Raw genomic sequence first — 24,475 nt, 5'->3', positions numbered from 1 at the left:
ATTATCACCCGAAAGCATGCAGAGTCAGACGGACAGCCCCCTCGCTGCCTTTCAGACGGAGGCCGCAATTGATCGACCATGATCTCTTCGACCGCGCATTCGCCCCGCTCGAAGCGGCCGTGGCTGCGTCGCGCATTCCGGGCGGCGTGCTCGGCATAGTCGACCGGGACGGCGAACGCATCGTCCGGGCAATCGGCTCAGCCCAAGTCGTGCCGAAGATAAGGCCGATGCATGTCGGGACATGGTTCGACCTGGCATCGCTGACCAAAGTCATCTTCACCACGCCGCGTATCCTGGCACTGGCGGAAGAAGGCGTCATCGACCTCGACGCGCCGCTGATTTCGGTCCTGCCCGACTTTCGCCAATATGACGAAAAAGCCTGGGAACGGAACGTAACGTTTCGCCGGTGTCTCGGCCATCAGACACCGTTTCCCGCCGTCGCGCCGATCTACACCTACGGCCGCGATCCCGAGCTGTTGCGCGCCTTTGTCCTGCAGCGCGAGTGGCAGGTCGGGGAGCCGGTCTATTCCGATATCAACTTCATCCTGCTCGGCTTCGTGCTGGAGCGCCTGTCCGGCAAGACCATTCGCGAAATGGATCCCGGTCCGGGCTTCGCGTTCTCCGCCGAACCGGATCAAGCGGCGGCGACCGAAGATTGCACATGGCGCCGTCGTGTGCTCTGCGGCGAAGTCCACGACGACAATTGCTCGGCATTGCAAGGGGCCGGTCACGCCGGGCTGTTCGGAACGGCAGCTTCGGTCCTCGACTTTGCGCGAGGGCTGCTGGACGGGACCGGCGCATCCGCGAGTTCGATAGCGCTGATGCGCACGCCCTTGTCGGCAACCCGCACCCATGGCTGGGAGCGACCCTACGAAGGCTGGTCCGGCGGCGGGCTGTGCAGCCCCGAAACCATCGGGCATACCGGCTTCACCGGCACCGGGCTTTGGGTCGACTTCGACAAAGGCAGAGCGTGGACCTTGCTCACCAACCGGATCCATCCGACACGTCATTTCAACAGCGGGATCGCAGCGCTTCGCCAAGCGGTCGGCGATCTCGTCAATGGAGCCTGAGAGTCATGAATCCGAAAAATGGCGAACCAATGTGGGCCGTCGGCCTGATGACCGGCACCGTGCTGGACGGCAATATCGACGTCGCGCTGATCAAGACTGACGGCGAACGGATCGCGGATTTCGGCACCTACACGCTGGCCCCCTACCCGCAGTCGATCCGGACCTTGCTGGAAGAGACGCTTGGCCAGGCAAGGAGCTGGAATTTCACCGGGCCGGAACCGGCAATCTTCCGCGAGGCCGAAGAGGCGCTGACGCGTGCGCAGTCTCATGCGGTCAAGGATCTTGTCGAAAGCCACGGCCTGATCATGGCCGACATCGGCGTCGTCGGCTTCCACGGCCAGACCGTGCTGCACCGTGCCCCGCATGCCGGCCGGCTCGGCCAGACTCGCCAGCTCGGCGATGGCGAGCTGATGCATGCCATCCTTGGCACCAGGGTCGCCTATGACTTCCGTTCGGCCGACATGCGCGCCGGCGGCCAGGGCGCGCCGCTGTCGGCCGCCTATCACGCCGCGCTACTGCGCGAAGCCGACGCCAGCGGCGACACGGCGGTGCTCAATCTCGGCGGCGTCGCCAACATCACCTGGTGGGACGGCAAGGACAATGTTGTTGCCTTCGACACCGGGCCCGCCAACGCACCGCTGAACGATTTCATCAAATCGAAGGGGCTCGGCGAAATGGACCGCGACGGCGCGCTGGCGCGCGTCGGGACGGTCGACGAGGCACGGCTGGCCAAGCTCCTGCAGCATCCGTATTTGACCAAACCCTACCCGAAATCGCTGGACCGTTTCGATTTCGGCGCCTCGATGGCGGACGGGATGAATGCCGAGGATGGCGCTGCCCTGCTGACGGCCTTCACCGCGGCCGCCGTCGGCAAGGCGCTCGATCTTCTGCCGCGCCGGCCGAAGCGGCTGGTGGTCAGCGGCGGCGGTCGCCACAATCCAACGATCATGGCCATGCTTGCCAGCCGCGCTGGCGTCGAAGCGGTTCCGGCCGAGGCGCTCGGCTGGAAGGGCGATGCGGTGGAGGCGGAGTGTTTTGCGTTCCTGGCAGTGCGCGTGCTCAGGGGCTTGCCGATCAGCTTCCCCAGTACGACCGGCGTGGCCCGGCCGATGCGCGGCGGACGCCTTGCCGGCTAACTAAGCCGACAATTTCTTCTGCAGGAAGATACGGCTGCGGCCAATGGGGAAATCGGCAAGCACGCCGAAGGGCAGATAGCCCTGGCGCTCATAGGCCTTGGCAGCCTTGGGATTGAACGTGTCGATCCAGGCGCCGTGACAGCCGCGGGCGATCGCCTCCCTCTCGGCCGCCTCGAGCATCCTGCCGGCCATATGCTGGCCGCGCAGTTTTTCATCGACCCAGAGCCATTGCACATAGAGCCAGCCCCAGGCGGTGTATCCCGAGATGCCGGCGACAATAGCGCCGCGCTCATCGCGCACGAACACGGCGAGTGTCTTCCTGCCGGAGGCACCGACATCACCGTCGTTGAACGCCGTAAGCCGCTCTCCAAGAAAAGCCAGCTCGTGCGGCAAGGGATCGCCGGTTGTCTCAAGCGTTGTATTGTCCATCCAACGAGCATCTATCGAAGGACCGGACCGAGACGCAAGCCTTGCTGCGCTACAGCTTCGGTGAACGCCACGCCGCTGCCGCAGCAGCGATCAGCATGAGCAAGGCTGCAACCACCGCCGATGCCGCAAAACCGAATGTGGAATAAAGCGGTCCGAACGCCGTGGTGCCGACGAACACCGCAAGATAGGTCACCGCGCTGTTCAAACCCATGATCGTGCCGCGGCGCGCAGGGTCGAGCGCCGACAGGCGCATCACCAGGACGTTCAGCCCGAAATGATTGGCAAGGCCCCAGACGGCTATCATCGCTATGGTCAGGCCGAAGCTGCCACTTGCCGCAGCAATCGCGACATAGACGACCGCGACGAGCAGGTAGGCAAACGGCATGACACGCCGCGCGCCCAGGCGGTCGATGACGCCGTCGAGAAGTGCCGCCGCACCAAAGCCGGCGCCATAGGCGAGCGCGGCAAGCCCATTGGCACTGACCGGCCGTCCCAAGCCGTTGTGAAGGTGATCGCCGAGATAGCCATAGACACCGTAGAACGCGGTCATGAAGGCGGCGCAGGCAACCAGAAGCGGCACTATGCCGGGAACGGCCAAAGCGCCCAGTGGCGTCGGCGCCGAACCGCTCTTCCTGACATCGCTGAGCGACGTCAGAGACAGGCTCGCCAATGCGAGTGCTGCCAGCACCGCGACCGCCGCGAAAACGGCGCGCCAATGCACCAGATCGGCAAGTACGGCCGACAGCGAAACGCCGGCGACCATGCTTAGCGTCCAGCCGGTCAGCACGACGCCTATGGTGCCGCTTTCACGACCGGGCGGCGCAATCGCGGCAGAGCTGGCGTAGATCGCCGGCATGGCGACACCTGCTGCGATGCCGGCGAGAAGCTGGGCCGCGACCAGCGCCGTCACGGTCGGCGCAGCGGCGCTGGCGACGAGCGCAATTGCCAGCAGCAGCAACGCCCCTTGCAGCATGCGGCGGGCGCCGAGCCGGTCGATGTAGCGCGCCAGGAACAAGGCGCTTGCCGACGTACCGAGCCCGAAGGCAGCGGACGCTATCATGACTGCCGGCACGCTTGTGCCGAAGGATGCGGCCACAGCCGGTGCGATCGGACCGAGCACCAGCGAGTTCGAGCCGATCACGGCGATGCACCCAGTCAGCAGGTAAGCGAGTGCCGGAATTGGCGGCTTGGGGGCCGCTGCGAATGTGGCGACTTGATCACTGTTCGACATATGGCAATAATGGCCGTATTAAATTCTGTATCAATCGGGAATTTTAATATGGATGAAGAAACAGATGGCATTCCGCAGAACAGGCCTGCCGCCCGCGATATCGATGCAACCGACCGAAAAATATTAGGCGTTCTGGTCGACGACGCCACGATCAGCTATGCCGAGCTCGGCGACCGCGTCGGCCTTTCACCGCCGGCAGCCCATGAACGCGTCAAGCGCCTGCGGCGCAGCGGCGCCATCCGCAACACCGCGGTCATCATCGATCCCAAGGCGGTGCACAAGCCGCTGCTTGCCTTCGTCCATATCGACACCAAGGGGTGGGGAAAGACGCCCGAGCTGATGGCAATCTCCGAACACCCCGAAGTCGAGGAGATCCATTCGGTGGCCGGCGACACATGCATGCTGATCAAGGTCCGCACCGAGGACACGCGGGCACTCGAAGGCCTGCTGTCGCGCCTCTACGAAACACCCGGCGTCACCTCGACGCGAAGCTACGTCGTGCTCTCGACCTATCTCGAGCGGCCGGTGCAGCCGGGGATTACGACGGAGTGGCCGACGCCCCGGCACATGGCCAAGCCACTCTATTAACTCAAACGATCCTAACGCGTATCCAAAGTCGAACCGGGAACGTCTTAGACACTGCATCCTGTGGTCATCCATCGGGTCGGTTTCGTTTTCGCCGGTTCCTTGGGTGCGACGGGATGTCTGTTGCGCAACCGGAGACACGCGATGAGAAAATTGATCGTGGGCAGCTTCATTTCGCTGGACGGCGTCATCGAGGCACCAATGGAATGGGCGTCACCCTTCTTCGACGAGGAGATGAAGGAGCACTCCTATGAAAAGGCCGGCGAGGCGGATTTTTTCCTGCTCGGCCGCGTCACCTATGAAATGTTTTCGGCGCGCTGGCCGCAGGTCAAAGGCAGCAAGTACATGGACCGCATGAACGGGCTGAAGAAGCTCGTCGCGTCGCGCAGCCTCAAGGCAGTGAGCTGGAACGCGTCGCTGATCGAAGGCGACGTCGCTGCCGAAATCGCCAGGATCAAGCAGCAAACCGGCGGCAACATATTGAAGTATGGAGTGAGCAATCTCGACCAGACGCTGCTCGCCAACAGGCTTGTCGACGAGTATCAACTCTCGATCGTGCCGACCCGCGTCGGCCAAGGCAAACGCGCTTTCCAGGATGTCGACCCGTCCCTGGTCAAGCTGGAGCTTATAGATACGCACCGTTTCAAGAACGGCGTGATTACGCTGACCTATGTCCCGCTATGATCGTGTACCATGAAGATGCAGCCAAGACTTGACCCGACCCGGCTTTTCGACGTCCGCTACGCCGGCTTCCTGGAGACGGTCGCGCATTTGCGTGGACGGCTGCACCGCTACTGCGCACGCATGACCGGTTCGGCGCTTGACGCCGAAGACGTCATGCAGGAAGCGCAATTCGAGGCCTATCGGAAGATCGAGAAGCTGGACGATGCGAGCGCCCTTCGCCCCTGGCTGTTTCGCATCGCGCATAATCGCTGCATCGATTTCCTGCGAAGCCGGCAGGTCCGCCAGCAGGCTGAGGCCAATTTCGTCGAGGACGAGATCATCCTGCCGGTCGAGCCGGCGGGCCAGGGCGCGGATCGCGCGATCGAGCGGCTGGTGATCCACCTGCCGCCCAAGGAGCGCGCCTGCGTCCTGCTCAAGGATGTATTCGACTATTCGTTGGACGAGATCGCCGATCTCGTCGGCTCGACCGTGGGTGGCGTCAAGGCTGCGTTGAACCGTGGCCGCTCGAAATTGGCCGCCTTGTCGGGCGAGCCAATCGTCCGTTCGGAGCCCAAAAGCGATCCGGAACTTCTGGAATTGCTCAGGCGCTACGTCGAACTGTTCAACCGCCGCGACTGGGACGGGGTACGGGCGTTGACCAGCGCCGACGCACAATTGCGGGTCGCGGATTGCTTCAAGGGCAGGCTGTCGGAATCACCTTACTTCGTCGAATACGAAAAAGCCTCGACGGCCTGGAAAATAGCGATTGGCGAGATTGATGGCGAGGCGGTGCTGCTCGTGCTCCACCATGGCAAAGACGGTTGGAAGCCGGCCCATCCCGTTCGGATCGAAGCCGCCGGCGGGATCATAAATCGCATCACTGATTACTATGCCTGCCCCTGGATCATGCCGGCGGCTGGTGCGGTAGTCGTTTCCAGGCCGGCCTAACCGGCAGCAGGACCTGCAAGTGTCCGGCATCAACCTCAATGAAATGGGATCGATGCCGGACAAGACATAGGCAGTCTACTGAAGCTTCGCCTGCAAGGCGTTGACGTCATCCGTCGTCATTTCGCCGTCGGTCGTCACCTTGCCGTCGACGATCTTCCAGAGCCGGAACGGGCCGGTGATGTCGCCATACTTATCGAAGGCGACCGGACCGATGACGCCTTCGTAGCGGATCGGCTTGCCCTCCTTGATCAGGCCGAGCGCCTTGGCGAACTCGTCCTTGCCGGCATAGATCGGCGTGCCGGCCGGGTCGACTGCCTTGTACATCGCATCCTTGATCTTGGCCGGATCCTCGGAGCCGGCAATGGCGATGGCCAAGCCGACAATGGCGCCGGCATCATAGGATCGGTCGGCCGCCGGGTTCGAAGGTTCGATGCCCGAAAACGCCTTGTAGTTCTTGGTGAAATATTCGGTCGATGCGGTCGGGCTGGTGCCCGAGGACGTGCCATAGGCGTCCTTCAAATAGTCAGCGCCAACGGATTCGATGAAGTCCGGGCTGTTCATGCCGTCATTGAGCAGGAATTTCTGGACACCGCCCTGCGAAATCCAGGTACGGGCGATGGTCGCGCCGTCGACAGGCGTGCTGACGAGATAAAGCCCATCCGGTTCGCCGGCCATCGCCGCGGTCACCTCCGAGGCATAGCTCGACTGCTTTTCATTGTAGGGCGTGTCGGAGACGATGGTGCCGCCGAGCGCCTTATAGGCGCGCGAGAATTCTGCCACCATGTTGACGCCGAAGTCGTTGTTGACGTGGATGACCGACAGCTTCTTGAAACCCTTGTCGATGGCGTATTTGGCGGCGGCGACGCCCTGCAGCGCGTCCGAGGTGATGGTGCGGAAGAAAATGCCGTTGGTCTTGCCGTCGCGTCCGAGCGCGGTCAGCGTCGGCGACGAAGAGGCTGGCGAGACCTGGACGATCTTGGCCGGAGCGGTGACCGAGGTCAGGATCGGGATCGACACCGAGGAGATGATGCCGCCGATGATCACTGGCACCTTCTTGACCTGCACGAGTTGTGTCGCGGCATCGACGGCGATGTTGCCCTGGCTCTGGCTGTCGCGGGTATCGGTCGCGAGATCGCAGCCGCGGACGCCGCCCGCATCGTTGATGTCGCGGAAGGCCATCTCGACCGACTTGGCGCCTGCCTGGCCGTATTCGCCGGCCGGGCCGGTCAGTTCCATGACGAGGCCGACGGTGATCTTGCAGTCGGCGGCTTGCGCTGCGCCGGCCGCTGTCAGCAGAGCCAGCGCGGTGGTGATCTGAAGTATGGTCTTTTTCATTGTTGTTCCCCTTTCGTTACACGACTCTCATTGATGTCTTGAGCCTGTTCAGCCTTCAGGCATCTGCAGCCAGGTTTCATGCAGATGTCGCCATTCAACGCCGTTGGGCGCCGATGAACTGGTGGTGAAAACAACACTCGAGCGACGGCGGCTGTGCTTGCCGGCGCGCTGCTGTGTTTCGACGTAGCAGACGACGATCGCGTCGTCGGCCTGCCAGCCGGCCCGGATATCCTCGATCGAAATAGTGAAGTCGTCATCGCAGGTAGCGCGGCTTGCCCTGACGTGGTCGAGCACTCCGTCGCGATCGAGGATCTGGCCGTCCGGCGCAACCATGCAGAAACCCTCGTTCATGACGCGTTCGAAGCGGCTGAAATCCGCCCTGTCCGCGCTCCCTGCAACGAACCAGTCGACGAAGAAGCGGTGGAGATCGACGACCTCGGCGCTCGCGCGGGAAAACAGAGAGGACTTCTCGTCCATTGCCGCGCTCATATCCGGCCCGCGTTCAGATTGTAGTGCATGATCGAGCCGTGGCGGCCGTGGCGGTCGCGCTCCAGCGTGTAGACATCGCCCAGGGGCCCGCGGCTTTGCGCGATCACGGCAGCGATCCGCGCCCGGTCCTCGGCATCGAGCGCGACGTCCATGATTCTGGCATTGGCAAGGGCGTGCGCCTGGTTGCGGGCGCCGACGATGACGGCCGCCACTTGCGGCTGCTCCAGCACCCAGGCGCTGGCGATGGTGGCGATGTCGACGCCGTGGCGGTCTGCGATGGCCTTCAGTGCGCGAAGCAGCTCCTGAAAAAGCTCCCAGCCGCCGAAATCATCGATGATCAGCTTGTATTTGACCAGCGATCGGTTTTCGAGCGGCGTCTGCGGCTCAACGACATCAAGCCATCTTTCGCTGAGGAAGCCGCCCGCCACCGAACCATAGCAGAGGAAACTGACGCTGTTTTGCTTCGCGAGTGCTGCAAGGCTGTTGGCCGGCCGCTGGTCGAGCACGGAATATTGCAGCTGCTGGCTGACCAGCGGCACGCCAGCGGCCAGGATGTCGGCCAAATGTGGCGTGTCGAAATTTGTGGTGCCGACATTGCGCACCTTGCCTTCGAGCCGGAGGTCGTTGAGCCAACCCATCGCATCGACGTAACCGGGCAGCGCATAATCCCACCAGTGGAACTGGACCAGATCGAGCCGCTCCGTCTTCAGCCGCCGCAGCGACTGGTCGACGATGCCTCTGATGTAGTCACGGCTGATGCTGGAAAGCCTTTCGAGGTCAGGCACCAGCTTGGTGTGAACCTTCATTTTGGCGGCTGCATCAAGGCCGCGCTCATTGGCAAGCCGCAGCCGCGCCGCACCGATCAGTTCCTCGACGCCGGTATAGATATCGGCGCAATCATAGGTCTGGATGCCGGCGTCGAACGTGGCGATCAGGTCGGTCACTGCCTGTTGGCGGTCGATCGCGCCGTGCCCGCCGGCAAGCTGCCAGCCGCCGCGAATGACGCGCGAGATCGTGTAGCCGGGGCTGAGCTCGAATGCCTTGGCGGTCATCTTTGGTCACTCTCCCTGGGCAGCGGCACCGCCGTGGTCTCTGAATGACTGAACCGCCGCTTGCCGGTCCTGACGATTCGCAGCCGGCTGGCGCAATTGGGATCGGGACAGGCGATCTCGGCGTCCGACGTCATCCAGTCGTTCCTGTGGGTCGGGCGCTGCTTTGCTGCTAGAAGCGGCAACACAGCCGCGATGGAATAGATCGAAAAACCCTGCCCCGCCGGCATCGACAGCATCTCACCCTTGAGCTCGAAATAATCACCTGATTTGGCGCCGCAATAGATCGGCTTGCCCTCAGGAATGACCGCCTCGACGCGAAGGTCGAAGAGTTCAAAACTGTCGTCTGGTCCGGCCATTCAGATCTCCACACGCGTGAAGGTGATATCGCAAGCGCCGTTGCGGCGGATCACACCGCAGGTGGCGGCGAACCGGTCGCGCTCCTCGGGACGCACCTGCGCGACCACGCTGCCGGCAAGCCAGCCGATCGGGAACAGCAGGCGCGCCCCCTGGCCATAAAACAAGCCGATGTCGAAAATCGCATTCGGACTGCCGCCCCACATGCGGGGCGGCACGTAGGATAGCACGATGTCGCCCGGCTGCGGCGTCAGCGTTGCATTCTCCGCCGGCAACGGCCTGGCATAGGCTTGGCCCTCAATATCCGCTGATGGAACCGGGCAGGAGATTTCCGGCCCCGTCCACATCGCATGGATGCCGGCAACGACGCGCGGCTTGTCGAGATAGGCCAGCAGGAAGGCAGCGTTGTCGGGCGCCTTTTCAGGCAACAGCAGCGCCGTCACCGAAAGCTCCGAGCGTGGCTCGGTGATCCTGATAGCGGGCATGGTCATGTCTGGCCTTTCGCCGATTGCAGCTTGTCGCGCAGGAAGGCGAAGGGCCGGCTGATGTCGGCCACCAGCGCCTCGCGCGCCGCTTGCGCATCCTGCCTCGCAAGCGCTGCGACGATGCTGCGATGGTAGTGGGCGGTATCGACTTCGCCGGCATCCGAAAAGGCATAGATGGCAACGCGGATGCAGGGTCCTGATTGCAGCCACAGGCTCTCGATCATCGGGATCAGCACGGCGGAACCGCAGCAGCGGTAAATCTCGAAGTGGAAGCTCTGGTTGAGCGTCGCCTCGCGGTCGATGTCCTTCTTGTGCTTCAGCGCCCGCATCTCGTCCCACTCGCCGAGCATGGCCTCGACCGAAGCAATCTGGCGCGGGTTCATGCGCGTGGCGGCCAGCGCGATCGCTTCGCCCTCGATCAAAGAGCGGGCGCGCAAGAGATCGTCGATACGCTCCAGCGTGATCGGCGGCACGCGCACGGAGCGGTTGGGAAGCGCCTCCAGCGCCTTTTCCGTGATCAGCCGTCCGAGCGCCTCGCGCACCGGCATGGTGCTTGTGACCAGCGCATCGGCGAGGCCGCGGATGGTCAGAACCTGGCTCGGCTCAAAAAGGCCGCCGATCAAGGCGCGACGCAGCTCCGAATAGACGCGATCCTGCACAGTCTCGCGGCCGACCGGCGTAAGCTGGGCTGCGAGCGTTTCGTTGTTCCGTTCGATGGCGGCCTTCTGCATGGGCAGTCCCGGTCTTGGCCGTTTTCGGCTTGCGGAAGAAATTAAAGCCGAATAGCGTGATCAAAGCAAGTGTGATCACAAATCAAAACCAGAAGGCGGCGACGATCGCTTTCGGCCAGAGGGTTCCATGAGTGACACAACCGCACAACAGAGGGCGGACACCCGTACGCCGGTTCTGACAGCCAGAAATGTCGTCCGGCGTTTTGGCGGCCTTGTCGCGGTCAACAATGTCTCGTTTGACGTCCAGCCGGGCGAAATACTCGGCCTTATCGGCCCGAACGGTGCCGGCAAGACGACGATGTTCGACCTGCTGGCCGGCAGCATCCTGCCGACCAGCGGCGAAATCTTTCTCAATGGCGTACTCGTTTCGGGAGAGGCAGCCCATCGCCGCATCGGCCGCGGCCTTGGCCGCACCTTCCAGATTCCTCGGCCGCTGCCCAACTTGACGCTGATCGAAAACGTCATGCTGGCCGCGCAGGGACAGGCCGGCGAAAGACTGCTCGCCAACTTCCTGACACCTCGGCGGGTCGCCGCCGAAGAGCGGACGGCCGAGACGAGGGCCATCGAGCTGCTCGAACTCGTGACGCTTGCCCGCCTCGCACATGAACCGGCGCGGGTGCTTTCCGGCGGCCAGCGCAAGCTGCTCGAACTCGCCCGCGTCATGATGGCCGACCCGGCGATCATCCTGCTCGACGAGCCGGCGGCCGGGGTCAACGCAACCCTGCTCGAGATCATTATCGACCGCATCCGCGACATCAATGCGCGCGGCATCACCTTCCTGCTGATCGAGCACAATATCGACATGGTGACGCGGCTGTGCCACCGCGTGCTGGTCATGGCGAGCGGGCAACTGCTGTGCGAAGGCACCCCGGACGAGGTGGCGCGCGACCCGCGCGTCATCGAGGCCTACCTCGGGGGCGCGGCATGAGACAAACGGTACTTGATGTCCGCGATCTCGAAGCCGGCTACGAGCCTGGCGTTCCGATCGTGCGCGGCGCTTCGATCACCGTCGACCAAGGCGAGATCGTCGTCGTTCTCGGTCCCAACGGCGCCGGCAAGTCGAGCCTTATCAAGGCGATCGCCGGCCTTGTCCCTGTCACCGGCGGCACGGTTCTGCTGGACGGCAAAGATATCACGGCGTCGCCCGCCCACACCATGGTCCGCCTTGGCCTTGCCTTCGTGCCACAGACAGAGAACATCTTCCCGCTGATGTCCGTCGAGGACAATCTCAAGGTCGCCTGCGGCATCCTGAAGCCGCGCGAGGTCCCTGCCCGCATCGCGGAAATGTATGCGGCCTTTCCCGATCTCGCCCGTCAGCGCAGAACGGCCGCGGGCAATCTCTCGGGCGGACAGCGGCAGATGCTGGCGGTCGCGCGGGCGTTGATCGTCCATCCCAAGGTGCTGGTGCTCGACGAGCCGTCGGCCGGCCTGTCGCCGAAATTCGTGGCGATGGTGTTCGAGATGCTGGCCGGCATCCGCAAGTCCGGCGTCACCATCCTGCTGGTCGAACAGAACGCCAAGGCAGCGCTTACCATTGGAGACCGCGCCTATGTGCTGGTCGAGGGCAAGGACTGGCACCAGGGCATCGCCTCCGAGCTCTGGAACGATCCTGTCGTCGCCGAGCTCTACCTTGGCCAGCGCCGCCCCAAACTTGGGAAAGGAGGCGCGGCATGAACCTGCAATTTGTCGTTGACGGACTGCTTGCGGGTTCGATGATCGGCCTCGGCGCCATCGGCGTGACACTCACCTATTCAATCCTGCGCTTCTCGAACTTCGCCCATGGCGACTTCATGGCCTGGGGCGCCTATGCGACGCTCGCCGTGGTTGGCGCCATCGGCGCGATGTTCGGCAAGATCGCGCCGATCGCTCCCCTCTCCTTCGGCTGGCCGCTGATCGCCGCGCTCATCATCGGCATGGCGGCCACCGGCCTGCTGGCGCTAGCGCTCGACATGGTGCTGTTCGCGCGGCTGCGAGCCAAGGGCCAGGCGATCATCGTGGTGATGGCGAGCTTCGGCGCCTCGATGGCGCTGAGAAGCCTACTCGAATTCATCTTCACCTCGCGTCCGACCTATTTCAGCCGGGCCATCCAGATCGCGATGCCGATAGGCTTCGGCATTCGCATTACCCCCGACCAGATCGCGCTGCTGCTGCTGACCGCCGTTCTGGTGCTCGGCGTGCATCTCCTGATGACGCGGACCCAGACCGGCCGCTCGATGCAGGCGTTGAGCCAGAACGCAGCACTTGCCCGCATGGTCGGCATCGACGTCGCCAGGGTGGTGCGCGTCACCTGGATCATCGGCGGAGCGCTGGCCTGCGTCGCCGGCGTCATGATCGGCATTCTCATCCAGATCCGCCCATTCATGGGTTTCGAGATGCTGCTGCCGATGTTCGCGGCCGCCATCCTCGGCGGCATCGGCAGCGTGCCCGGGGCCGTTCTCGGCGGCCTGATCATCGGTCTGGCCGAAGCGGGTGCCGTGCAATTGATCGGCGCCGAATGGCGGGCGGCCGTCTCGTTCATCATCCTGATGGCGGTGCTGTTCGTGCGGCCCATCGGCCTTTTCGGAGTGAGGGAACGCTGATGGATCTGCTCGGCTACGGCGCCTTCTTCCTGACCACCGCGCTGATCTTTTCGCTCATCACGCTCGGGCTCAACCTGCAATGGGGGCTGACCGGGCTTTTCAATGTCGGGGTCGCCGGCTTCGTTGCCATCGGCGCCTACACCTCGGCGTTGCTGACCACGCCCGACGATGCCGCGCGACTGGGCGGCTTCGGTCTGCCTATCCTTGTCGGCTGGCTCGGTGCAATGGTCGTTGGCGGCGTCGCGGCCGCCATTACCGGCATTGCCACGCTGCGCCTGAGATCGGACTATCTGGCGATCACTACTTTCGGCGTCGCCGTCGTCGTGCAACTGGTAGCGCTCAATGCCCAGACGCTGACCGGCGGCCCGTTCGGCATCGGCTTCATCCCGCGTCCCTTCGGCGACCTCGCCGAAACGCCGTTGCTGTTCAATCTGTCGAACCTTGCCGTCGTCTCGGTAGTGACGCTGATCGTCTATCTCGCGCTGGAGCATCTGTCGCGCAGCCCGTGGGGGCGCGTGTTGAAGGCGCTTCGCGAGGATGAGCGGGCCGCGATATCCCTGGGCAAAAGCGCGCGGTTCTACCGCGTCCAGGCCTTTGCCGTCGGCGGCGCCATCATGGCGCTTGCCGGTGCGCTGCAGGCGCATTTCACCGGCTTCATCGCTCCGGACAATTATTTGCCGGCGCTGACTTTCCAGGTCTGGGTGATGCTGATCGTCGGTGGCTCCGGCAGCAATATCGGCGCCGTCACCGGCAGCATCCTGGTCTGGGCGATATGGGCCGGATCAGGAGCCTTGACCAGTATGTTGTTCTCGCCCGAACAACAGGCCCGCGCCGCCTCGCTGCAGATCGTCGCCATCGGCGTGATGCTGTGCGTCATCCTGCTGGTCAGGCCGAATGGCCTGTTCGGCGGCAGGCCGCGGCGTCCAAGCTTCGGCAAGCGTGTCCGAGTGACTACGGGTGAGAGCGGAACAACGTCATGATCGACGTTGCCGGGTCTTCCGGCCTTTCCCTCTGGCACGCCGTCGGCCGCAATCGCCGCGAACGGCCCGCCCTCGAAGGCCCACTCGATGTCGATCTGGCGATTGTCGGCGGCGGATTCTTGGGCCTTTCCACAGCGCTGCACACCGCCGAAAAAGGCATCTCGGTCGTCGTCCTCGAAGCGGAACTCATCGCCTGGGGCGCGACCGGCAGGAATGCCGGCTTCGTGGTGCCGAATTTTGCCAAGCGGGACCCGGACGATATCATTGCCCAGCTCGGACCCGAACGCGGCGAACGCCTTGTCGATTTCGCCGCCGGCAGCGCCGACCTCGTCTTCGACCTGATCAAGCGGCATGCCATCGAATGCGATGCCGTCCAGAGCGGCTGGATACAACCAGCCCATTCGCCGGCCGCTTTGCAAAAGACCAGATCGCGCGCCGAGCAATGGGCACGACGCGGAAGACCGACTGTTGGGCTGGATAGTCAGGCGGTCGAAGAGCTGACCGGTGTTCGCGGCTATCTCGGCGGCTGGATGGACAGGTTGGGCGGTGTCCTCAACCCGGTCGAATATGCGCGCGGGCTGGCCGACGCGGCGGAAAAAGCCGGAGCACGCATCTTCGAGCATACGCGCGTTGCATCGATCGGTCGCACAGGGGATGGCTGGGTTTTGAAGACGGCCTCCGGCTCGGTGCGCGCCGGAAAAGTGTTGATCGCCACCAACGCCTATGGCGGACATCTCGAGCGCACGCTGCAGCGAACCTACATCCCGCTGAAAATCTTCCAGATCGCGACGGCGCCGCTGCCGCGCGAAGTACGCACCCGGTTGCTTCCGGGCGGGCAAGGCGTCGGCGACACCAGGCGCAATCTTTTCACCTTCCGCTTCGACAGCGGAAACAGGCTGATCACCGGCGGCATGCATGTTTTTGGCCCCGGTGCCGACACGCGGGTGCCGCGGGCGATCTGGCGGCGGCTAGCGAAGCAGCTCCATCTCCAGGAAATCCCGCCGCTTGAATACAGCTGGTCGGGGATGGCTGCAGTCGAGCCCGACTTCCTGCCACACCTCGTCGATCTCGGCCCCGGCCTGATCGCGGGCTTTGCCTGTAATGGGCGCGGAATCGCCATGACCACTGCCATGGGCAAGGTGCTTGCGGATTGGGCTGATGGAACAAAGCCTCAGGATTTGCCGCTACCGTTTGGACCGCCGTCGCCAATCCCGTTCCGTAGCCTGATGCGGCATGCGCCAAACGTGTTGCTCCCCTGGAGCATGCTGCGCGACCGGCTGGACGAGGCAGGCTAGCTCGCCCTCGCCGCGCGCTTAGGATTACCGGGGCTGATCGTGCGTGTCCGTCCGCCGTCCTGATCTCGAACTGCTAGACTCGCTCAAATCATGTTGTTAACGACAGCGGATGAAGCAGAACTATCTTTATCTCATCATCGGCGCTTTGGTCGTCGCCGTCATTGCCTTGGGCATTTACGTTTATCGCGAGGAGACTAAGCCGAAAGGCGTGGAACTTCGTATCGACGATACCGGCATTTCAGTTCAGGAAAAATAGACCACGTATTCCTGTTGCTCGACCTTGCGCGCTAGACGTCGGCTGCACCGCCTCACCCCAACTCCAGCGTCGTTATCGCAAAAACCCCGGACTGCATGAGCTGCGGCGCCCTTCCCTTGTACATTCGAGCGGTCTCGAAGCCCGGTTGAAGGCCGGCGGACGACAGCAAATCTGCAAATTGTCCGCTGGTTTCGGGAACGTCGAGATGGACGTTTCCAGGACCGGACATGTGCGCGAGCGCGGTAAAGAGATGGCTTGCCGCGTCCAGATCGTCGGCAAAGAGCGGGCCGATCTTGTAGCCGTCCCGGCATTGGCGCGCGACACCGTATCCCGCAATGGCGCCGTCCTTGATGATCGCAAGCGCCATATGCGGCGGGCGCAGCCAGTGTTCCAGGAAGGATCGCCTCGGGCCGGGAAAGAAGCGGCGGTCATAGTCCAGTATGTCCGGCACGAGCTCCGGCCCTATGGCGCGAATGTCGTTGCCGGCAGCTGCCGGGACATTGGGCGACCCCATGCACCGGACCGTCCGGTAGGCCGATGCAAAACCCATGCTGCGGTAGTTGGCCTGCTGTTCGACGACACCGTCGAGGCCGATCGTGCGGTTGCCGAGCCGCGCCATGCCGGCATCCCAGACGGCCTTACCGTGGCCTTGGCCACGCCTGTCCGGCCGGCAGATGTAGAGGCCGATGAAGCCGAAATCGTCGCCATAGGCAACGGCCGAAATACCGGCCGCCAGTTCGCCGTCGACAAAGGCGCCGATGAAGCCTTGCGGGTCGGCTGCCTGGAACAGCGCGGCGTCGCCGAGGCCGGGGTTCCAGCCTTCCGCCGCCGCCCAATCGACAAGGGTTTGCACTTCTTCAAGCGCGAGCGTTCGGATCGTTCGGGGCATTGCGATCACTCGGCGGCACCAGGCGCGAAGGATTTCAACGCGCCATGATAGGGCTTTGCCAATGGGCTTGCATAGGCGCCGCGCTTGGATGTCGTCAGGCCAAGCGCGATCAATGCCTCGGCCTGTTTCACCGCCGCGCCGACGCCGTCGACGACTGGAAGCCCGAATTCCCGCTGCAGCGCCGCCGCCAGATCGGCCATGCCGGCGCAGCCGAGCACGATCGCCTCGGCGCGATCCTCGTCTATGGCGCGCGCAATCTCGTTGCGCAGCCTGGGGAGTGCGCCGGACGCCGGATCTTCGAGGGCAAGAACCGGGATATCGGCAGCGCGCACGCGCGCGCGCCCCGCCATGCCATAGCGCTGCACCAGCCCTTCGACCGGCACGCGCGAACGTCCAGTGGTGGTGACGACGGTAAAGCGCTGGGCGATGAACGAGGCCGTGCTGAGCGATGCCTCGCAAATGCCGATGACCGGAATGTTGGCCATGGCGCGCGCGGCATCGAGGCCGGTGTCGTCGAAACAGGCAATGATCGCAGCCTGTGCGCCCGAGCGTTCGCCGGCAGCGATCTCCACCAGCAGGCCGGGCACGGCAAGTGCTTCATCGTAATAGCCTTCGATCGACACCGGTCCCATCGACGAGGTGACGGCAACGATCGTCGTCGATTGAGCAGCGACCGATCGGGCCGCCGCCGCAATAGTCTCGGTCATGCTGGCGGTGGTGTTCGGATTGACGACGAGGATCTGCACTGTCAGGCACGCTCGCGGCGGCGGCCGACATAGACGATCGCGCCGAGCGTCAGCAAGATCACCAGGAAGGAAAACACGGTCGTCACTGTGCCCAGCGCATAGAGCACCGGTGTCGTCACATTGGTCGTCATGCCGTAGATTTCGAGCGGCAGCGTGTTGAACGTGCCCGAGGTCATCAGCGTGCGGGCGAACTCGTCATATGACAGAGTGAAGCCGAACAGGCCGACGCCGATCAGGCTGGGTGCGATCATCGGCAACACGACATGGGCGAAGGTTTGCCAGGACGATGCTCCGAGATCCCGCGCGGCTTCCTCATAGGCCGGCGAGAACCGGTTGAAGACAGCAAACATGATCAGCACGCCGAAAGGCAAGGTCCAGGTCAGATGGGCGCCGAAAGCGGACGTGTACCAGGCGGGGCGGAAGCCGATCTGCTGGAAGACGACGCCAATGCCGAGGCTGATGATGATCGAGGGCACGACGAGGCTGGCGACGGCCAGATAGAACAGTGCGGTTGCGCCGCGAAATTTCTGCCGGAAGGCGAGGCCGGCAAGCAACGACACGACAACAGTCACCACCATCACCATCAGGCCAAGGACGAGCGAGCGCCTGAAGCTGCCGCCGAAGTCGCCGACCGCCTGGCGCTCGAACAGGTTGGCAAACCAGTGCAGCGAGACGCCGTTCAGCGGGAATGTCAGACCGCCATTCTCGCCCTGGAAAGAGAGGATCAGGATCGCCGAAAGCGGGCCGTAGAGGAACAGCACGAAAAGCGCGAAGAACGCCGCCAACACATAGAATTCAAGGCTGCGCTTGTCGCGGCTCATGGCCTCACAGCTCCTTGCGAATGTCGACGATGCGCAGGATACCCGCGACCATCAGCAGCACCAGCACCAAGAGCACGACGGCGTTGGCAGCCGCCGCCGGATACTGCAGCAGCGACATCTGGTTCTTCATCATTAGCGCGACGGAGGCGCTCTGCCCGCCGGACATCACCTGCACCGTCGAAAAGTCGGCCATCACCAGCGTCACGACGAAGATGGTGCCGATCGCCATGCCGGGCTTGGCGAGCGGAATGACGACGTTCCAGAGCACCTGCCAGCCGGAAGCGCCGGCATCGCGTGCGGCTTCGATCAGCGACTTGTCTATGCGCATCAGCGTGTTGAAGATCGGCGTCACCATGAACAGCGTGTAGAGATGCACCATGGCCAGAACCACGGCGAATTCGGAATAGAGCAGCCACTCAATCGGCTTCGGGATCAGCCCCATTTGCACCAGCGTCGAGTTGACCAGGCCGTTGCGGCCAAGCACGGGAATCCACGAGATCATGCGGATGATGTTGGAGGTCAGGAACGGCACCGTGCAGACAAGGAACAGCACCATCTGCATGGCCGTGGTCCTGATGTGGAAGGCGAGGAAATAGGCGACCCAGAAACCGATGAACAGCGTCAGCGCCCAGACGATGGCGGCGTATTTCAGCGTGTTCAGGTAGGTTTTCCAGGTGACCCAGGAGCCGAGCGTGTCGGCGTAGTTGGTGGTCAGGAAATCCGGATACATCGCCGCGAAATCGTAGTCCCAGAATGAGACCACGGCGATCATCAGGATCGGCAGCAGGAGGAACGCGCCGAGGATCAGCGCCAGCGGTGCCGCCTGGAGATAGGGTGCGACGCCGGCAAAGGAGTGCTTATGTCTGGCCGGCTTTGTGGCAATGGTTGCGGGCTGATCGAGTGCCACTGTCATCTGGAACAGCCCAAAGGTGTCGCACAAGGCCGATAATCTGGCAAACCGTGATCCTTCCCACCCCCCTCTGTCCTGCCGGACATCTCCCCCGCAAGGGGGGAGATCAGCAATTTCGCCGCTGGCTCTCCTTTTGAAACCTTGGAGATTGGCGAAAGCAGAAATGACGGCGCAATCTCCCCCCTTGCGGGGGAGATGTCCGGCAGGACAGAGGGGGGTGGGAAGGAATGAGGCATCTCAGTTGTTGCCCGGCTGCATCAAGCAGCGATGAACTCGTTCCAGCGCTTCACCATGTAGCGGTCTTCGTCCATGACCGAGTTCCAGCAGGCGACCTTGCCCATGCGCTCTTCGAACGAGCCGCCGTCACGCACGGCGCCGGCCTTTTCCATGACCTTGCCGTCCGGCGACAGGATATCGCCCTTTGCCGGCTTGCCTTCGATCCAGTAGCCCCACTCGTCCTCGGACATGAACTTCTTGGCCGACACCATGTTGGCCGAGTAATAGCCCTGGCGGTTGAGATAGCCGCCAACCCAGCCGGACGTGTACCAGTTGATGTATTCATAGGCGGCATCGAGTTCGGCGCCGGAGAGATGGGCTGCCAGGCCAAGCCCGCCACCCCAGGACCGGTAGCCTTCCTTGAGCGGCTGGAACCGGCACGCGATGCCCTTGGAGCGGACCGCGGCCACGGCCGGCGACCACATCGACTGGATCACCACTTCGCCTGAAGCCATCAGGTTGACGCTTTCGTCGAAGGACTTCCAGAAGGCACGGAACTGGCCGTCCTGCTTGGCCTTGATCAGGAAGTCGATTGTCTTGTCGATCTCCTCCTTGGTCATGTTGCCCTTGTCGGCATATTTGATATTGCCTGTGGCTTCCATGATCATTGCCGCATCCATGATGCCGATCGACGGGATGTTGAGGATAGCGGTCTTGCCCTTGAAGGCAGGATCCATGATGTCGGCCCAGGTGGTGATGTCACGGCCGACGAGGTCGGGGCGGATGCCAAGCGTATCGGCATTGTAGATCGTCGGCACCATGGTGAACCAATTGGTCGGTGCCTTGGCGAAGACCTTGCTGTCCTGCGCCTCGACGTAACCGACCGTATGCGGCGCGGTGCCCTGGGCGATGACGCTGTCCGGCGTCAGCTTGCCGGTTTTGAACAGCGGCACGAGCTCGTCGTAATATTTCAGCTTGGTGACATCCATCGGCTGCAGGACGCCTGTCGGGAACACCTTCTTGCAGATCCAGTATTCGATGTCGGCGATGTCGTAGCTGTCGGGCTGCGTCACGGCGCGCTGCGCGGCGGCGTCGGAATCGGTTGCCGTCATCTCCAGCGTGATGCCGAGGTCGGCTTTGCACTTGTCGGCGATGGCATTGAGGTTGGACACGCCGGTGCCGAACTGGCGCAGCGTGATGTTCGATTGCGCCCAGATGGTCGGAAAGCCTGATATGGCGCCGGAACCGGCGGCGAAACCGACGGCGGCGGCACCTGTCTTGAGCAGCGAACGACGCGATATTCCAGTCTTCTTGTCGGTGGTGTTGGTCATGTTCAGTTCCCCTGTTTTGATTGGTTATGCTGGGTTTCAGGAATCGAGACGGCCAAGGACGATCGCGTCCTCAGCGTCCCAGGCGATCGGCACGGCGTCGCCGACAGCAACCGGCCTGGCGAAGAAGCTGGTGTCGTCGACGATCACCGTGAAATCCTCGATGCCGGCGCCATTGACCGAGAGCTTCACGGTCGAACCGCGGTACTCGACGTTTGAAACGATGCCGGTGAAGCCGAGCCCGGCTGCCGGCGGCTCACCGATGCGCACGTGGTCGGTGCGAATGGCGATGTCGATGGGTTCCCCGGTCTCCCTGCCCTGCCCGCTCGCGGCGAGCGCGACGCCTCCGGGCACGTCGAAAACGACCATGCCGTCGCGACTGCCGCTGACGCGGCCGGAGATGACATTGTGGTCGCCCATGAAACGAGCGACGAAGGCGGTGGCCGGCCGCTCGAACACGATGCGGGGATGCGCCGCCTGCTCGATACGGCCGTCGTTCATGACCACGATCAGGTCGGCCAGTGCCATCGCCTCTTCCTGGCTGTGGGTGACGTGGACGAACGTGATGCCGAGCGACGTCTGCAGCTTCTTCAGTTCGGCCCGCATGCGGATCTTCAGGAACGGATCGAGTGCCGAGAGCGGTTCATCGAGCAACAGCGCCTCGGGATCGGTGATCAGCGCGCGGGCGAGAGCAACGCGCTGCTGCTGGCCGCCGGAAAGCTGCACCGGACGGCGGCCGGCATAGGCTTCCATCTGCATCAGCTTCAGCATGTCGAGTGCCTTGGCGCGGCGCTCCTCCTTGCCGACGCCTTTCATCTTCAGGCTGAACGCGACATTGTCGATCAGGTCGAGATGCGGAAACAGTGCGTAGGACTGGAACATCATGGCGGTGCCGCGCCTGGCCGGCGGCAGGTCGGTGACCACTGTGTTGCCGAGACGCACGTCGCCGCTCGATATGCTCTCGTGCCCGGCGATCATGCGCAGCGTCGAGGTCTTGCCACAGCCGGAGGGACCGAGCAGGCAGCAATAGGTACCCGCAGGGATTTTCAGGCTGATCCCTTCGACAGCAGTCGTCGCGCCATAGACTTTCGAAACGGACACAATGTCGATTTCGGCGGCTTTGGACATCCAGCTTCCCCTTTGGTCGGATTAGCCAAAGCATCATGCGTGCCAGTTGCGCGCCGCCGCACCAACCGACTGAATCCTCGAAGAAATCGGGGCTGCATCTACGTGGCTGCCGATACGGCATCCTTGTGCAATGCACAAATTATAGGCGATTGCCGCCGATCCTCGCAAAAATCGTATGCAATCTTTTTCATCCCTGTATTCACTTTGTCTCTCGTCCAAGCGATGCGATTCAGGGTAGAAGTACGCAGGATCACCGCCATGAACATTGCCGACCAGACTTTCCCTGCTATCGAGGCCGCCAACGAGGATCGCGCGCAGGCGATCCGCGACCAGTTGCGCGACGCGATCGTCGATCGCCGGCTGGCGCCGGGAACCAAGCTTTCCGAAGGCGAAGTCGGCACGCTGTTCGATGTCAGTCGCACCGTGGCGCGCGCCGCACTGCAGATGCTTTCCTTCGAGGGATTGGTGCGTACCGAGCGCAATCGCGGCGCCTTCGTCGCCAATCCGTCGCCGGAGGAGGCGCGGCAGGTTTTTGCTTCGCGCCGCCTCATCGAACCAGGCATCGCGATTGCCGCCGCCGGACGGATGACGCCGGCACATGTCGCCGCGTTCAAGGCCCAGCTCGACGAAGAAGGCCGTTTCATCGCCGAACGCGGACCGAACGCAAGGCGATCGGAGATCAAGGCGTCGGGGGATTTTCACCTGCTTCTGGCGTCGGTCGCGGGAAACGTCATCCTGCAGCGCTTCATGGAGGAGCTGGTCGCTCGTTCATCGCTGGTGATCGCACTCTATGGCCGCTCGGGCATCTCGAGCTGCGGCCACAACGAACACACGCAGATCCTCGAGGCGCTGGAAAATGGCAATGCCGAACGCGCCAGCGCGCTGATGCTGCACCACATCGACCATATCGAAGCCGACCTCGATCTGCGCGTCAGGAGCGGCCCGGCACTCAGGCAGGCGCTCGAGTTCTGAGATCACGTCAACGCACGATCCTCACGCACATCGGTGTGCCGATGTCGATGGAGCGGCCGGTGTCGCTCAGCCGGCCGGTTGCGGCATCACGGGCGAAAATCGAGATGCGGTCGGCATTCTGGTTGGCCGAGAACAGATGGCCGCCCGAGGGCGTCAGTGCCAGATTGCGCGGCGTGGCACCGCCGCAAGGCGTATAGCCGACAAGGGCAAGCCTGCCGGTTTGCTGGTCGATCGAAAACACCACGATGCTGTCATGGCCGCGGTTGGAGCCGTAGAGAAAGCGGCCGTCAGGCGAGATCTGGATGTCGGCGCAGTGATTGCCGTCGCGCGCCTCGGGCGGCACGGCCGGCTTGCTGTCGATCACCGTAAGCTTGCCTGATCCTTCGTCCAGCGCCAGCGAGACGACCGTCGAATCCAGCTCGTTCATGACGAACACGAAGCGCCCACCCGGATGCAGCGCCACATGGCGTGGGCCGGCGCCTGAGGCAAGCACCGACTCCGCCAGTCTGGTCAGGCTGCCGTCAGGCCCGATGCGGTACGAGACAAGCCGGTCGATGCCGAGATCGGCAACGACCGCCACGCCGCCGCTAATCGTCTCGGTGACGCTGTGAGCATGGGGGCGTTCCTGACGAGCTGTGTCGGGACCAGTTCCGGCATGGGCGACGCTCGACAATGGCGCGGTCAGGCCGCCATCCTCGCGCAGCCCGTAAACCACGACCGAACGATCGGGGCCGCCTTCGCCGATGCCGTAATTGGCGACCAGCAGCTTCGTTCCGTCGCGCGTGATGGTGTTGTGCGCCGTGATACTGCCAAGGGTCGGCTGCTTGTTGATGTAGGAAAGCGCGGCGGTCTGCCTGTCGAAGCGGTAGGCCGAGACCACGCCTTCGCGCCAGGCGAACACTTCGGAATTGGCATAGATCTGGGAGCCGTCCGGCGTCACCGACAGAAACGTCGGATTGTCGACGTCACCTGTCTCGGCCAGTTTCCGCGTCTCGAGCGTCTCCTCGTCGAAACTGTAGACACTGAGCCCGACACCGCGCGCGCCCTGAAAATACGGGGCGTCGCGATTGAGGCTGCCGACGAAAACCAGACAGGCATTCTGCATCACTTCCTCCCTTGTTCCGCCGGCATTGGCCGCGACGGAGCGGGCAAAATTTCGCCGAGACTCGCTTGCAACACAACCCCATATGTGAAAATACTATTCACAAAAGAAGATTGACGGGAGGATCGATCATGCATTTCGCTGGTCTGCGGCGCGCCCTGATGGACGATTCCCGCTCCCAGAGGAAGTCGTCATGAGCGGCTTCGCGCCGACCGTTGGCGTGGCATCGACACACCCCGCCAACATGCCTAGGGATCACGCCGACCTTCCCGTCTGGAACGCGGAGAACTGGTTCTACGAAGACTGGCCGGTCGGCCAGAAGATCCGTTCGCTGCGCCGGACCATTGCCGAGGGCGACAGCCATCTCTTCAACACGCTGGTGCTCGACATCCATCCATACGTGCAGGACCAGATGTTTGCCGAAACGGAAGGCATTTTCGGCAAGCGGCTGGTCGCTGGCGCCTTCGTGTTCTCGGCCGGGCTCGGGCTCGTCGCCACCAATTGCATCAACGCCTTTTCGTATGGCTACGACAAATTGCGCTTCATCAAGCCCGTGTTCATCGGCGACACGATTTATTCGATCCGCTCCAACCTCGACAAGAAGCCAAAATACACGGAGATGGGGCTGATCCGCGCCAGCTATGAAGTCTTCAAGGGTGAAGGCGAGCTCGTGCTTTATTGCGAGCACCTGCAGACGGTGAAGTACCGCAATCCGGCCGATTTCGCCGGCAAGACGGAGAAATAG

28 protein-coding genes are annotated in these 24,475 nt (G+C 63.1%); 13 read left to right on the top strand and 15 right to left on the bottom strand.

All coding sequences use genetic code 11. The features are described from left to right. Positions 1–68: 68 nt before the first annotated feature. Together NKI95_RS15680 and NKI95_RS15675 are read left to right on the top strand one after the other, a co-directional pair. Positions 69–1,070 carry a serine hydrolase domain-containing protein gene (locus NKI95_RS15680; protein WP_352717829.1) on the top strand — a complete coding sequence of 334 codons (1,002 nt, stop codon included), beginning with the start codon at positions 69–71 and terminating at the stop codon, positions 1,068–1,070. A gap of 5 nt (positions 1,071–1,075) precedes the next feature. After that, a complete protein-coding gene (locus NKI95_RS15675; RefSeq protein WP_352717827.1) occupies positions 1,076–2,206 on the top strand; it encodes an anhydro-N-acetylmuramic acid kinase in 1,131 nt (376 codons plus the stop codon). Here the strand turns inward: NKI95_RS15675 and NKI95_RS15670 are convergent, their stop codons facing one another. Continuing rightward, positions 2,207–2,635, bottom strand: coding sequence for a GNAT family N-acetyltransferase (locus NKI95_RS15670; protein ID WP_352717825.1), 429 nt, complete (start codon positions 2,633–2,635; stop codon positions 2,207–2,209). A gap of 49 nt (positions 2,636–2,684) precedes the next feature. Continuing rightward, positions 2,685–3,866: an MFS transporter gene (locus NKI95_RS15665; protein ID WP_352717823.1), complete on the bottom strand. Its 1,182-nt coding sequence runs from the start codon at positions 3,864–3,866 to the stop codon at positions 2,685–2,687. A gap of 48 nt (positions 3,867–3,914) precedes the next feature. On the opposite strand from NKI95_RS15665, the gene NKI95_RS15660 reads away from it, so the two are divergent. The 3 genes from NKI95_RS15660 (at position 3,915) to NKI95_RS15650 (ending at position 6,062) form a co-directional block, all read left to right on the top strand. Further along, positions 3,915–4,454 carry an Lrp/AsnC family transcriptional regulator gene (locus NKI95_RS15660; protein ID WP_352452390.1) on the top strand — a complete coding sequence of 180 codons (540 nt, stop codon included), beginning with the start codon at positions 3,915–3,917 and terminating at the stop codon, positions 4,452–4,454. Positions 4,455–4,595: 141 nt separating this feature from the next. Then, the gene (locus NKI95_RS15655; protein WP_352717821.1) at positions 4,596–5,135 is read left to right on the top strand and encodes a dihydrofolate reductase family protein; all 540 of its coding nucleotides are present in this window, start codon (positions 4,596–4,598) and stop codon (positions 5,133–5,135) included. A 9-nt stretch (positions 5,136–5,144) separates the two neighbouring features. Continuing rightward, positions 5,145–6,062, top strand: a complete 918-nt coding sequence (locus tag NKI95_RS15650) for a sigma-70 family RNA polymerase sigma factor (protein ID WP_352717819.1) — start codon at positions 5,145–5,147, stop codon at positions 6,060–6,062. Positions 6,063–6,137: 75 nt separating this feature from the next. Here NKI95_RS15650 and NKI95_RS15645 read toward each other — a convergent pair whose 3' ends face one another. The 6 genes from NKI95_RS15645 to NKI95_RS15620 are packed head-to-tail and all read right to left on the bottom strand — an operon-like array spanning position 6,138 to position 10,508. After that, positions 6,138–7,397 (bottom strand): ABC transporter substrate-binding protein, encoded by a 1,260-nt coding sequence (locus NKI95_RS15645; protein ID WP_352717817.1) that lies wholly within the window; start codon positions 7,395–7,397, stop codon positions 6,138–6,140. A 48-nt stretch (positions 7,398–7,445) separates the two neighbouring features. Further along, positions 7,446–7,874: a DUF4440 domain-containing protein gene (locus NKI95_RS15640; protein ID WP_352717815.1), complete on the bottom strand. Its 429-nt coding sequence runs from the start codon at positions 7,872–7,874 to the stop codon at positions 7,446–7,448. 8 nt (positions 7,875–7,882) lie between these two features. Then, positions 7,883–8,938 carry an aldo/keto reductase gene (locus NKI95_RS15635; protein ID WP_352717813.1) on the bottom strand — a complete coding sequence of 352 codons (1,056 nt, stop codon included), beginning with the start codon at positions 8,936–8,938 and terminating at the stop codon, positions 7,883–7,885. Beyond that, on the bottom strand, positions 8,935–9,294 hold the full coding sequence (locus NKI95_RS15630) for a TIGR04076 family protein (RefSeq protein ID WP_352717811.1): 360 nt from the start codon (positions 9,292–9,294) through the stop codon (positions 8,935–8,937). Before NKI95_RS15630 ends, NKI95_RS15635 begins: the two co-directional genes overlap by 4 nt. Next, positions 9,295–9,783, bottom strand: a complete 489-nt coding sequence (locus NKI95_RS15625) for a DUF3830 family protein (RefSeq protein WP_352717810.1) — start codon at positions 9,781–9,783, stop codon at positions 9,295–9,297. Next, positions 9,780–10,508: a GntR family transcriptional regulator gene (locus NKI95_RS15620; RefSeq protein WP_352717809.1), complete on the bottom strand. Its 729-nt coding sequence runs from the start codon at positions 10,506–10,508 to the stop codon at positions 9,780–9,782. The genes NKI95_RS15625 and NKI95_RS15620 overlap by 4 nt, the downstream gene beginning before the upstream one ends. A gap of 127 nt (positions 10,509–10,635) precedes the next feature. Here NKI95_RS15620 and NKI95_RS15615 point away from each other — a divergent pair, with 127 nt between their 5' ends. The 6 genes from NKI95_RS15615 (at position 10,636) to NKI95_RS15590 (ending at position 15,618) form a co-directional block, all read left to right on the top strand. After that, on the top strand, positions 10,636–11,436 hold the full coding sequence (locus NKI95_RS15615; RefSeq protein WP_352717807.1) for an ABC transporter ATP-binding protein: 801 nt from the start codon (positions 10,636–10,638) through the stop codon (positions 11,434–11,436). Continuing rightward, positions 11,433–12,182, top strand: coding sequence for an ABC transporter ATP-binding protein (locus NKI95_RS15610; protein WP_352717806.1), 750 nt, complete (start codon positions 11,433–11,435; stop codon positions 12,180–12,182). Before NKI95_RS15615 ends, NKI95_RS15610 begins: the two co-directional genes overlap by 4 nt. Then, positions 12,179–13,087 carry a branched-chain amino acid ABC transporter permease gene (locus NKI95_RS15605; RefSeq protein WP_352717805.1) on the top strand — a complete coding sequence of 303 codons (909 nt, stop codon included), beginning with the start codon at positions 12,179–12,181 and terminating at the stop codon, positions 13,085–13,087. The genes NKI95_RS15610 and NKI95_RS15605 overlap by 4 nt, the downstream gene beginning before the upstream one ends. Then, positions 13,084–14,067 (top strand): branched-chain amino acid ABC transporter permease, encoded by a 984-nt coding sequence (locus tag NKI95_RS15600; protein WP_352717998.1) that lies wholly within the window; start codon positions 13,084–13,086, stop codon positions 14,065–14,067. The genes NKI95_RS15605 and NKI95_RS15600 overlap by 4 nt, the downstream gene beginning before the upstream one ends. Continuing rightward, complete coding sequence (locus NKI95_RS15595) at positions 14,064–15,362, top strand: NAD(P)/FAD-dependent oxidoreductase (protein ID WP_352717804.1); 1,299 nt, start codon at positions 14,064–14,066, stop codon at positions 15,360–15,362. Before NKI95_RS15600 ends, NKI95_RS15595 begins: the two co-directional genes overlap by 4 nt. 109 nt (positions 15,363–15,471) lie before the next feature. Next, positions 15,472–15,618 carry a hypothetical protein gene (locus tag NKI95_RS15590; protein ID WP_352717802.1) on the top strand — a complete coding sequence of 49 codons (147 nt, stop codon included), beginning with the start codon at positions 15,472–15,474 and terminating at the stop codon, positions 15,616–15,618. 52 nt (positions 15,619–15,670) lie between these two features. On the opposite strand, the gene NKI95_RS15585 is transcribed toward NKI95_RS15590, so the two are convergent. From NKI95_RS15585 to NKI95_RS15560, 6 genes are all read right to left on the bottom strand, one after another. After that, positions 15,671–16,507: a GNAT family N-acetyltransferase gene (locus NKI95_RS15585; protein ID WP_352717800.1), complete on the bottom strand. Its 837-nt coding sequence runs from the start codon at positions 16,505–16,507 to the stop codon at positions 15,671–15,673. Between the two features lie 5 nt (positions 16,508–16,512). Then, complete coding sequence (locus tag NKI95_RS15580; protein ID WP_352717798.1) at positions 16,513–17,253, bottom strand: aspartate/glutamate racemase family protein; 741 nt, start codon at positions 17,251–17,253, stop codon at positions 16,513–16,515. Between the two features lie 2 nt (positions 17,254–17,255). Then, positions 17,256–18,074 carry an ABC transporter permease gene (locus tag NKI95_RS15575; protein ID WP_352717797.1) on the bottom strand — a complete coding sequence of 273 codons (819 nt, stop codon included), beginning with the start codon at positions 18,072–18,074 and terminating at the stop codon, positions 17,256–17,258. Positions 18,075–18,078: 4 nt separating this feature from the next. After that, positions 18,079–18,987, bottom strand: coding sequence for an ABC transporter permease (locus NKI95_RS15570; RefSeq protein ID WP_352717796.1), 909 nt, complete (start codon positions 18,985–18,987; stop codon positions 18,079–18,081). Between the two features lie 254 nt (positions 18,988–19,241). Continuing rightward, the gene (locus NKI95_RS15565) at positions 19,242–20,531 is read right to left on the bottom strand and encodes an ABC transporter substrate-binding protein (RefSeq protein WP_023716671.1); all 1,290 of its coding nucleotides are present in this window, start codon (positions 20,529–20,531) and stop codon (positions 19,242–19,244) included. 36 nt (positions 20,532–20,567) lie between these two features. Next, on the bottom strand, positions 20,568–21,656 hold the full coding sequence (locus NKI95_RS15560) for an ABC transporter ATP-binding protein (protein ID WP_352717795.1): 1,089 nt from the start codon (positions 21,654–21,656) through the stop codon (positions 20,568–20,570). A 258-nt stretch (positions 21,657–21,914) separates the two neighbouring features. On the opposite strand from NKI95_RS15560, the gene NKI95_RS15555 reads away from it, so the two are divergent. After that, on the top strand, positions 21,915–22,628 hold the full coding sequence (locus NKI95_RS15555) for a GntR family transcriptional regulator (protein ID WP_023676076.1): 714 nt from the start codon (positions 21,915–21,917) through the stop codon (positions 22,626–22,628). Positions 22,629–22,635: 7 nt separating this feature from the next. Here the strand turns inward: NKI95_RS15555 and NKI95_RS15550 are convergent, their stop codons facing one another. After that, entirely contained in the window at positions 22,636–23,733 is a 1,098-nt protein-coding gene (locus tag NKI95_RS15550) for a lactonase family protein (RefSeq protein ID WP_352717793.1), read from the bottom strand. Between the two features lie 190 nt (positions 23,734–23,923). Between NKI95_RS15550 and NKI95_RS15545 the strand changes: the two genes are divergently transcribed. Further along, positions 23,924–24,475, top strand: coding sequence for a MaoC family dehydratase (locus NKI95_RS15545; RefSeq protein ID WP_352717792.1), 552 nt, complete (start codon positions 23,924–23,926; stop codon positions 24,473–24,475).

Source organism: Mesorhizobium sp. M0306, from assembly GCF_040321655.1.
In the GTDB taxonomy this organism is placed as follows: Bacteria; Pseudomonadota; Alphaproteobacteria; order Rhizobiales; family Rhizobiaceae; genus Mesorhizobium.
Note: the sequence above shows the minus strand (reverse complement) of the source record. Positions and strands in the feature narration are given on the sequence as shown.